Raw genomic sequence first — 7,519 nt, forward strand, 5'->3', positions numbered from 1 at the left:
CCCCTGCACCCATCCACCCACCATGCTCGCCACCCAACACCCCGTCCTACGCCGCTTCTGGTATCCCGTCATGCCGATCGCCGATCTTGCCGACGCTCCCAAACCATTCACACTGCTCGGTGAGCCCCTGGTGCTGTGGCTGACGGCGGAAGGGAAACCAGCGGCATTGCGCGATCGCTGCTGCCATCGTTCCGCCAAACTTTCTATGGGCATTGTCAAAGACGGCTGCGTCCGCTGCCCCTACCACGGCTGGTCCTATAGCGCGGATGGCTCCTGTGCCAACGTCCCTCAGCTCGACCCCGGTGCTGCGATCCCCAAGACCTACCGAGTTGATCCTTACCTCTGCGAAGCACGCTACGGCTACGCCTGGGTCTGCTTATCCGCCGATCCCCTACTGCCGCTGCCAGAGATCGCCGAGGCCAACGTGCTTGAAAATCGGCTGATTCCCCAGTTCTACGAACCCTGGCACTGTAGCGGCCTGCGGGTAATGGAAAATTCCTTCGACAATGCCCACTTCAGCATCGTCCATGCCGAATCTTTTGGGGTGACCGAGCAGCCCAAGCCCGCTAAGTCAGAGATTGTGCCGCTGGAACTGGGCCTCAAGGTCACCGCTACGGTGCCCGTGGTGAACCCGCCCAACCAACAGAAGAACCTGAATATTCCCGATAGCCTTACGGTGCGCGAAGTGGAATCGACCTGGTACATGCCCTTTAGCCGCACCCTCAAGATCACCTATCCCAACGGGCTGATGCACCTGATCTTTACGGCGGCGACTCCGGTCAGCGATCGCACCTCCCAGATCGTGCAGTTCTGTATTCGCAACGACAGCGAGGCCGACGCCAGCGCCGAGTCGATCATCGCTTTCGATCGCCAGGTGGTGAACGAAGACAAGGCGGTGCTTGAATCAACCGACTACGACACCCCAGTGGACCTGTCCTGTGAACAGCACATGCCGTCAGATCAGCCGGGGATCGTCATGCGCCGCCAACTGGCAGCGCTGATCAAAGCCCATGGGGGGGCAGGCCGTTGATACGCCGCTGAATGGCTTCAATGGCGATTAAGATATCATGCACTCGCGATCGCCAATCTCTAGAAGACATGGATAATATCTTCTAAAACTGGGGTTCTCAGGTGTTCTTTCAGGGAATCTACCGTGCCCAAATCGATAGGGCACTGGAGCAAATCTTCTAAAAAATACTGAATGTCAAAGACTTGGAAAAACCCCACTGGCTGCGAGAATTCTACCAAAACGTCTATATCACTTTCGGCAGTAGCTTCATTGCGGGCGACAGAGCCAAACAACCCAAGCGACTTTACCCCCATGGCCTCGAGAGTCAGCCTATGAGCCCTAATCTTGCCAAGAATATTGTCTCGACTAACGCTTGGGGACATGATCAGCCGACGAGGGGTTTCTAGCTCTACTTTACCAATGCTGTAGACCGTCCTCCAGTCTTGCATCCCCTCCAATCGCCAAAATCCAAAATCCAAAATCTAAAATTCACAACCCCATGCAAACCCTGATCCAGTCTGTCCTCGCCCTTCAGCACGACACCCTCGAAGCGGTGGATGTTCTTCTGGAAAATTCTCAAATTCATACCGTCGCCCCAGCAGGCACCCTTCCTGTGGTCCCCGACCAGCAGGTCATGGATGGCCAAGCCAAACTGCTACTGCCGGGGTTTGTCAATGGCCACACCCATTCTTCCCAGGTGTGGCAGCGGGGGCTGATTCCCCAGCTGCCGCTGGAACTGTGGCTGGCCTATGTATTCGACTCGACCCCCCGACAGCTCGACCAGTTCTACTGGGGCGCAGTTAGTACGGCAGTCGATACCCTCCTCTCCGGCGGCACCTGCCTGATGGATCACGCCTATGTCATTCCTGGGCAGGAAATGGAAACGGTAGAGGCGCTGGTGCGGGGATATAAGGCGGTGGGTATTCGCGCCGTGGTGGCACCGCTGATTCAAGATTTACCTTTTGCGTCAGGCTTTCCGAAGGGGTGCCTGCTGCCTCAGTCGGCTTCGCCGCGATCGGCGGCTGAACTGCTGACGCTGATGGAGGGGCTAATTGCAGAATTCCACGACCCCGACAACGGCATTTATATTGGGCTGGGGCCGACGGGGTTTCATCGTTGTTCTGATCAGCTGTTGCGGGGCTGTGGGGAATTAAGCGATCGCAACAATCTCTGCTACCACACCCACCTGCTCGAAACCCGTGCCCAGCAGCGCCTGGCCCAAGAACGCTACGGCATCAGCGCCGTGCAGCATTTGCAGAATCTTGGCCGTCTCACCCCCCGCACCTCCCTGGCCCACGGCGTGTGGATCGACGATGCCGATATTGAGCTGTTAGCTAGTACCGGATCGATCCTAGTGCATAACCCCGTCAGCAACCTGCGTCTGGGCAGCGGTTTAGCGCCTATTCTCAAGTGCCACCGGGCAGGGGTAAATGTAGCCCTGGGCTGCGACGGAGCAGCCAGCAACGATGCCCAAAATATGCTGGAGGTGCTCAAGTTGGGCACCATTCTGCACACGGTCACGGATGAGGATTACGAGCATTGGCTGACGCCGGAGCAGGCTGTGCATATGGCTACAGTAGGTGGGGCAAAGGCGGTGAATTTGGGCGATCGCACCGGCACCCTCGCCCCAGGCATGGACGCCGACCTGGTCCTCTACAAACTCGACCATCCTTCTATGCTGCCTCGCACCAATCCGCTCCAGCTGTTGGTTTTGGGGCGGCCAACAGATATTGTCGAAGCTGCTTGGGTGCAGGGGCGACAGTTAATCAATCAAGGCGAACTGCTCACGGTGGATACGGCTACCCTACACAGCGTCCTACGGCGTCAACTAATTGCCACAGAAGGTGCCCAGTCTCAACATCACCCTGTTGAATCCCACTACCGAGATGTGATGCTAAATCGGTAGAATCGTGTCAATTGCTGCATTGTTAGGCATCGATACCCTCCCAAAGTTGGGATAAAGGGATTCTTTGCCCAGATTTCGCTTCTTCCAGCGCTTGCTTTAAACTAGCTTTCACCTCTTCCATAGGGGTGTCATCTGGATCGTTGACATCTCCTATCGAATGGTCTTCAGGATACAGAACTATTACTCTTACAGGGCCTTGGGGCATAGATGAGGCAGCCTGATCAAGCAGTAGATTACCTTGCTCGTCCACGGTACCCGTTAGTTCAATGGCTTTCATTGCCTTACTACCCCCAGCCATACAACCATTCTTTAAGGATAGCTGACTCTTAGCAGAGGAAAGACTTACTCGTCACCAAAGTCGCCACGAGTCCGCTTAATCATCTCGGTAGACACTGCCCACAATATCGCGAACTTCGTTGGCAGTTATATCTGAGCGATCTGACTTTGAGTAAATCGTGAGCAGAAGCAGAGATGTCGGCGATTCAACTTGGTAGATCAATCGGTAGCCAGCGCTTTTGCCCTTTTGGATATCTCGATTCCTCACTCTAACCTTGAAGACAACACAGCCTTCGCCCAATCCGACCATGCGATCGCCAAGGAAATTACCTGCTTCTAGCTGCTGCATCACCACTTGTAGGTCGCTGCGAACGCTTCGATAGCGCTTGGAAAGATCACGAAGACTCCGCTGAAATTCTGTCGTCGCATCAATGCTAACTGTCGTCGTTTGCTGATGCTCATCTTCTGGAGGATGTGCATGATAGCTTGATGATTCATTATTCATATCACTATCCCCACTAATCTGGTTGATAATCTACTGCGATAGTTAGCAAAAATGCGCCTAAGCGCCGAGCCTCAACGGTATTCAAATCGCGAGGGATAACGACTTGTGCAAGGAAGTCAGTCCGCAGTGGGTAAGAAAGCGTAAGTCCACTGGACAAATGTGCTGGTTCTTTATCGTGTTTCTTGGGAGCTGTTGCAGGCTCGCTGGCTGCTTTGGCTCTGGAAGAACTCCCATTCGTCGGTTTCGTACGAGACTGTCCATTCAGCGTCCTTGGCTTATATCCTGCCGGATCCTCCTGCCGCCTTACAAATTCTGCAATTGCAATTGCAACACGCTGTCGGTAAGTATTGAGCGATTTTGGAGAAATTGAACCAGAATCGCGATTAGCCGTCCTATGTACTGCAATCTCGATATCAAGAGTCCGTACATCCGCTTCTTCTGCTTCTGACAGATCTTCCATAAGCTTGGAAGCAGCTGAACGCCAACCTCTGACAGTTTGAAATTTAACTAAGTTTTTGTCCGAAAGGTAATCCAAAAACTTAAAGAACGCGTCCTTCGAGAAATCAGTATCCATGCCCAGCCCTCTAAGATAAGACCATTAATATACTTATATCTTAGATCTTGTGAAAGATCAAGATCAGTATCAAAATTCGATCTTGCGACCATAATTTTTGATTTTGAATGGAATCTGGGTAGTATTGGCAGGCTGAAGCGGGAAGCATGCCCATCGGTCGCTCCAGTCTGCCATCTGACACGCTCTGCCAGTGAACGTTCATTAAATTTCGCAGGGTAGCAGTGCTATTGCCCTGAGATCTTGAAATTGCCTTAATGAATTTATATCCTGAGGACATTCCTCAGGAATGTTTTGATGTTGTCCTCAGGAATGTCCTCAGGATATGCTAGGATAAGCCCAAGGTTGAAGGGCCCAGGGAGACACCGCCCCCACTGGTGGGTAAAGCTCCTGCTGGCAAACTCTAACGCCAGAGTGGTTGACAGCCCATCGCCCCTCAAAAAGAGAGGTGATGCCAGTGCTAACACCAACATCACCAAAGGAAAAAAAGAAACCGAATCAAGTTGCATTCAGGCCAGCAGGTTCAGTGCTGGTCTTTTTATTTTAAACGCTTTGTGACCTTCCAGGCAATCTCACGGTTTTTTCGATAGCCAGCGCGGCTGAAGACAAACCCGGCTTCGGTAAAGCGATCGCCGTAGCCCTCTACTTCCTGCGGCGACAAATCCACTAATGCGGCCAGTTCGCTGGTGCTCAGTAACCAGCCGTTACGAGCAGCATTTTCTAGAGTCTCAAAATATTTCAGCGGGTCGGGCTCAGACCCCATGCCGACGCGACTGAGCACCTCAGAGACGATCGCGCTGATCAGTCCACCAAAGTCTCCAGGGGTAGTTGCTAGATCTGACCCACTATTAGACTGACCATTGCCGTTGCCATGATTACCCGGCTGTTGTCGCAGCCCTCGGGCTTCAACAAACTCAGCAGCGCTGCCACCCTGGTTAATAAAGACATGCAGTTCGTCCATCAGAGTCAGCTCTTGAGCACCAATGTACGATCGCTGCCCTACCTTCTTGGGCACGATGCCCAACTGCTCCATGCGTTTATACACAGCGCTGCGGGCCAGGCTATAGCGATCTTGTAGCTGGTTGACTGGATACCGATCAATTTCCCCAGGGTTCATTGCCATCCTCTGGACAATCCTCAGGATATTGGCTTAGTATCGCCTAGAAACCCATCCTCTGGATAGTCCTCAGGATTATCTTGTTCCCGATCAAATGCCACACATAGAAAAGTGACATATTTGGGTACAGCCCCGTCAATTTCTATATAAGAATTACGAGCTCGGTTCAAAACTTTTGTATACCCCTGGGGGCATATGAGAACTGGTTAGATTCTACGCGTTCAATGAGTGAGCAGCTTTAAAACACGTCCTTAAAATCCATGACCACAAACCACTATCCCTGGAATGTTAACGTGCTGGCCACCTGGCTGCAGCTCGAGCTCAGGTCACATGAGAGCCCTCAAGCTTTGGCGATTGCCATGCAGGTGCCATTCCCCAGCCTTAGGGACTGGTTGAGCAGCCCGGCGTCTTCCATTACCCTGGCTGAAATTCATTCTATCGCTCAGTATCAGAGCTGGAACCTGCAACAAACAATTAACTGGCTAGGGCTGAAACCTGCCCATGTAGAAAGTTTAATCGCCCAAGACTCGCGGGGCGAGCGGCCCAACTGGAACGATGCTAAAGCGCGCTGAGTCGGGAAGCCAGTGGGCTAGTCATCGCCGCGCAGCTACAGGCTACATTTTGTCGTTTGTCGGGCGATCGCATCCTGCAATTGCGGGGTCATTCCCAACTCGGCCCCGTCGTAGAGCCGCTGAAACTCGCGCTCAAAATGGGCGGCTACGGTAGCATTGCGGATGACCAGCAGGTTTTCGTCGTTGGTGGTGTTGGCGGCCTGGCTCCAGTTTTGCGACCCCACCAGCACAAGGGTTTGATCGAGCACCGCAAATTTATGGTGGAGCTTATCGCCAGGCGGCAAGGCGGGCACGCCAACCGTGGTAATGGGCTGAGCCCAGGGCACACTGTTGTCTCGTTTACAGTTGTGGTCGGGCAGGGTGACCCCCAGCATATCGAGCCCTTCGCTATAGCTGCGATAGGCAAAGCTGGGGTCGATCAAGACGCTGATCGGCACGCCCCGCTTGGCGACAGGCAGCAGCTGCTGACTAATCGCCTGCTCAGAAAACACAAACAGCGCCAGGTTGACACTGCGGGTGGCCTGGCCCAGGGTTTTGGTGATCAACCCGTTGACGCTCTGCGCCCAGGGCTGGGTTTTGGAGGTGGGCGAAAACTGTACCTCAAGCACCGAGCCAGGGATAGAGACCAGCATTGAGGAGCGATGGGGTTTTTGGAGGCCAAATAGGCTGTCTGTTTGACCACCGGGGCCATCGCCCCACATCAGGCTAAATTCTTGCTCAAAGCGCTGGGCCAGGGGTTGACTGTCGATCACCAGCAGGCTGTTGGCGTTGCCGCGACTGTCAGGGTTGGTAAAGTCACCGTGGGTGTCGCTCAGGGTCCAATTTGCGGATCCAGTGACGACGGTGCGGCCATCGATCACCATAAACTTGTGGTGCATCAGGCCGCTGCCCTTGCTGCCGTCGGCGGTGTCGTCAAGGAGGGGAATGTCGGCTGCGGCCAGAATGGTGAGGGCATCGCGATCGCTCAACTCCTTCTCACTCAGTGCTCCGTCCCCATTGGCATCGATCAAGGCCCATAGATCGCTGGCTTTGGCCGCCGCATGCGCGTCTAGCCGGGCAAACGCCGCTGGATTGCCCCGCTGCGCGATGGGGGTGCTGTAGGTGTTTTCCACCACTACCCGCACCGCTACGCCCGTCGCCGCTCGCTCGGCCAAGGCATGGGCGATTCCCGGCAGCGAAAACTCTTGAACCGCCACGTCGATAGAAGATTGGGCGGTGGCGATCGCATCCACCATCACCTGCTCCAAATCATCGCCGTGGCGCGTGATCTGACGATAGGGGTCGGTATAGGTCGCGGCCTGATTCTGGTTGAAATACGCTCGAATATACGGGTCCTGCGGTAGTGGATCGAGGGTGGGCAGCGTAGCCTCACTGCGAAACTGGCTACTGACCCCCACAAACAGCAGGAGCCCCAGCCCACACCCGATCCCCCAGCGCACCCAAGGAGATCTAGGGAGTAGATGCACAAGCTTTAGGAAAACTTTGTTGTCTTTAGAAAGCCCAGGGGAGGGAGGTGGCTAACGGGAGCAGGCGAAGATGTGGGTGAGGGGTGAAGGGGTGAAG

At 54.4% G+C, this 7,519-nt stretch carries 9 protein-coding genes; 3 read left to right on the plus strand and 6 right to left on the minus strand.

All coding sequences use genetic code 11. From position 1 onward, the window contains the following. Positions 1-1,030 (plus strand): aromatic ring-hydroxylating dioxygenase subunit alpha (locus IQ254_RS28225; protein WP_228041183.1); only part of this gene is annotated, 1,030 nt, incomplete at its 5' end. A gap of 59 nt (positions 1,031-1,089) precedes the next feature. Here the strand turns inward: IQ254_RS28225 and IQ254_RS34035 are convergent. Further along, entirely contained in the window at positions 1,090-1,323 is a 234-nt protein-coding gene (locus IQ254_RS34035) for a nucleotidyltransferase family protein (RefSeq protein WP_193969484.1), read from the minus strand. Positions 1,324-1,508: 185 nt separating this feature from the next. Here IQ254_RS34035 and IQ254_RS28235 point away from each other — a divergent pair, with 185 nt between their 5' ends. Then, positions 1,509-2,915 carry an amidohydrolase gene (locus IQ254_RS28235; protein ID WP_193969479.1) on the plus strand — a complete coding sequence of 469 codons (1,407 nt, stop codon included), beginning with the start codon at positions 1,509-1,511 and terminating at the stop codon, positions 2,913-2,915. 22 nt (positions 2,916-2,937) lie between these two features. On the opposite strand, the gene IQ254_RS28240 is transcribed toward IQ254_RS28235, so the two are convergent. The 4 genes from IQ254_RS28240 to IQ254_RS28255 all read right to left on the minus strand — a co-directional run bounded on the left by IQ254_RS28240 (position 2,938) and on the right by IQ254_RS28255 (position 5,390). Further along, the gene (locus IQ254_RS28240; protein ID WP_193969480.1) at positions 2,938-3,192 is read right to left on the minus strand and encodes a hypothetical protein; all 255 of its coding nucleotides are present in this window, start codon (positions 3,190-3,192) and stop codon (positions 2,938-2,940) included. Positions 3,193-3,288: 96 nt separating this feature from the next. Next, positions 3,289-3,696 carry a type II toxin-antitoxin system RelE/ParE family toxin gene (locus IQ254_RS28245; RefSeq protein ID WP_228041185.1) on the minus strand — a complete coding sequence of 136 codons (408 nt, stop codon included), beginning with the start codon at positions 3,694-3,696 and terminating at the stop codon, positions 3,289-3,291. A gap of 13 nt (positions 3,697-3,709) precedes the next feature. After that, positions 3,710-4,270, minus strand: coding sequence for a hypothetical protein (locus IQ254_RS28250; protein ID WP_193969481.1), 561 nt, complete (start codon positions 4,268-4,270; stop codon positions 3,710-3,712). Positions 4,271-4,805: 535 nt separating this feature from the next. After that, positions 4,806-5,390 (minus strand): hypothetical protein, encoded by a 585-nt coding sequence (locus IQ254_RS28255; protein WP_228041186.1) that lies wholly within the window; start codon positions 5,388-5,390, stop codon positions 4,806-4,808. Between the two features lie 254 nt (positions 5,391-5,644). On the opposite strand from IQ254_RS28255, the gene IQ254_RS28260 reads away from it, so the two are divergent. Next, positions 5,645-5,956 (plus strand): hypothetical protein, encoded by a 312-nt coding sequence (locus IQ254_RS28260; protein WP_193969482.1) that lies wholly within the window; start codon positions 5,645-5,647, stop codon positions 5,954-5,956. 35 nt (positions 5,957-5,991) lie between these two features. Here the strand turns inward: IQ254_RS28260 and IQ254_RS28265 are convergent, their stop codons facing one another. Next, positions 5,992-7,395 carry a phospholipase D-like domain-containing protein gene (locus IQ254_RS28265; protein WP_193969483.1) on the minus strand — a complete coding sequence of 468 codons (1,404 nt, stop codon included), beginning with the start codon at positions 7,393-7,395 and terminating at the stop codon, positions 5,992-5,994. Positions 7,396-7,519: the final 124 nt, after the last annotated feature.

It is taken from the genome of Nodosilinea sp. LEGE 07088, assembly GCF_015207395.1.
Classification (GTDB): domain Bacteria; phylum Cyanobacteriota; class Cyanobacteriia; order Phormidesmidales; family Phormidesmidaceae; genus Nodosilinea.

Bases quoted from the DNA above. Each gene is read 5' to 3' on its own strand.
- IQ254_RS34035 (WP_193969484.1), bottom strand. From the start codon at position 1,323: ATGGGGGTAAAGTCGCTTGGGTTGTTTGGCTCTGTCGCCCGCAATGAA.
- IQ254_RS28235 (WP_193969479.1), top strand. From the start codon at position 1,509: ATGCAAACCCTGATCCAGTCTGTCCTCGCCCTTCAGCACGACACCCTC.
- IQ254_RS28240 (WP_193969480.1), bottom strand. From the start codon at position 3,192: ATGAAAGCCATTGAACTAACGGGTACCGTGGACGAGCAAGGTAATCTA.
- IQ254_RS28245 (WP_228041185.1), bottom strand. From the start codon at position 3,696: ATGAATAATGAATCATCAAGCTATCATGCACATCCTCCAGAAGATGAG.
- IQ254_RS28250 (WP_193969481.1), bottom strand. From the start codon at position 4,270: ATGGATACTGATTTCTCGAAGGACGCGTTCTTTAAGTTTTTGGATTAC.
- IQ254_RS28255 (WP_228041186.1), bottom strand. From the start codon at position 5,390: ATGGCAATGAACCCTGGGGAAATTGATCGGTATCCAGTCAACCAGCTA.
- IQ254_RS28260 (WP_193969482.1), top strand. From the start codon at position 5,645: ATGACCACAAACCACTATCCCTGGAATGTTAACGTGCTGGCCACCTGG.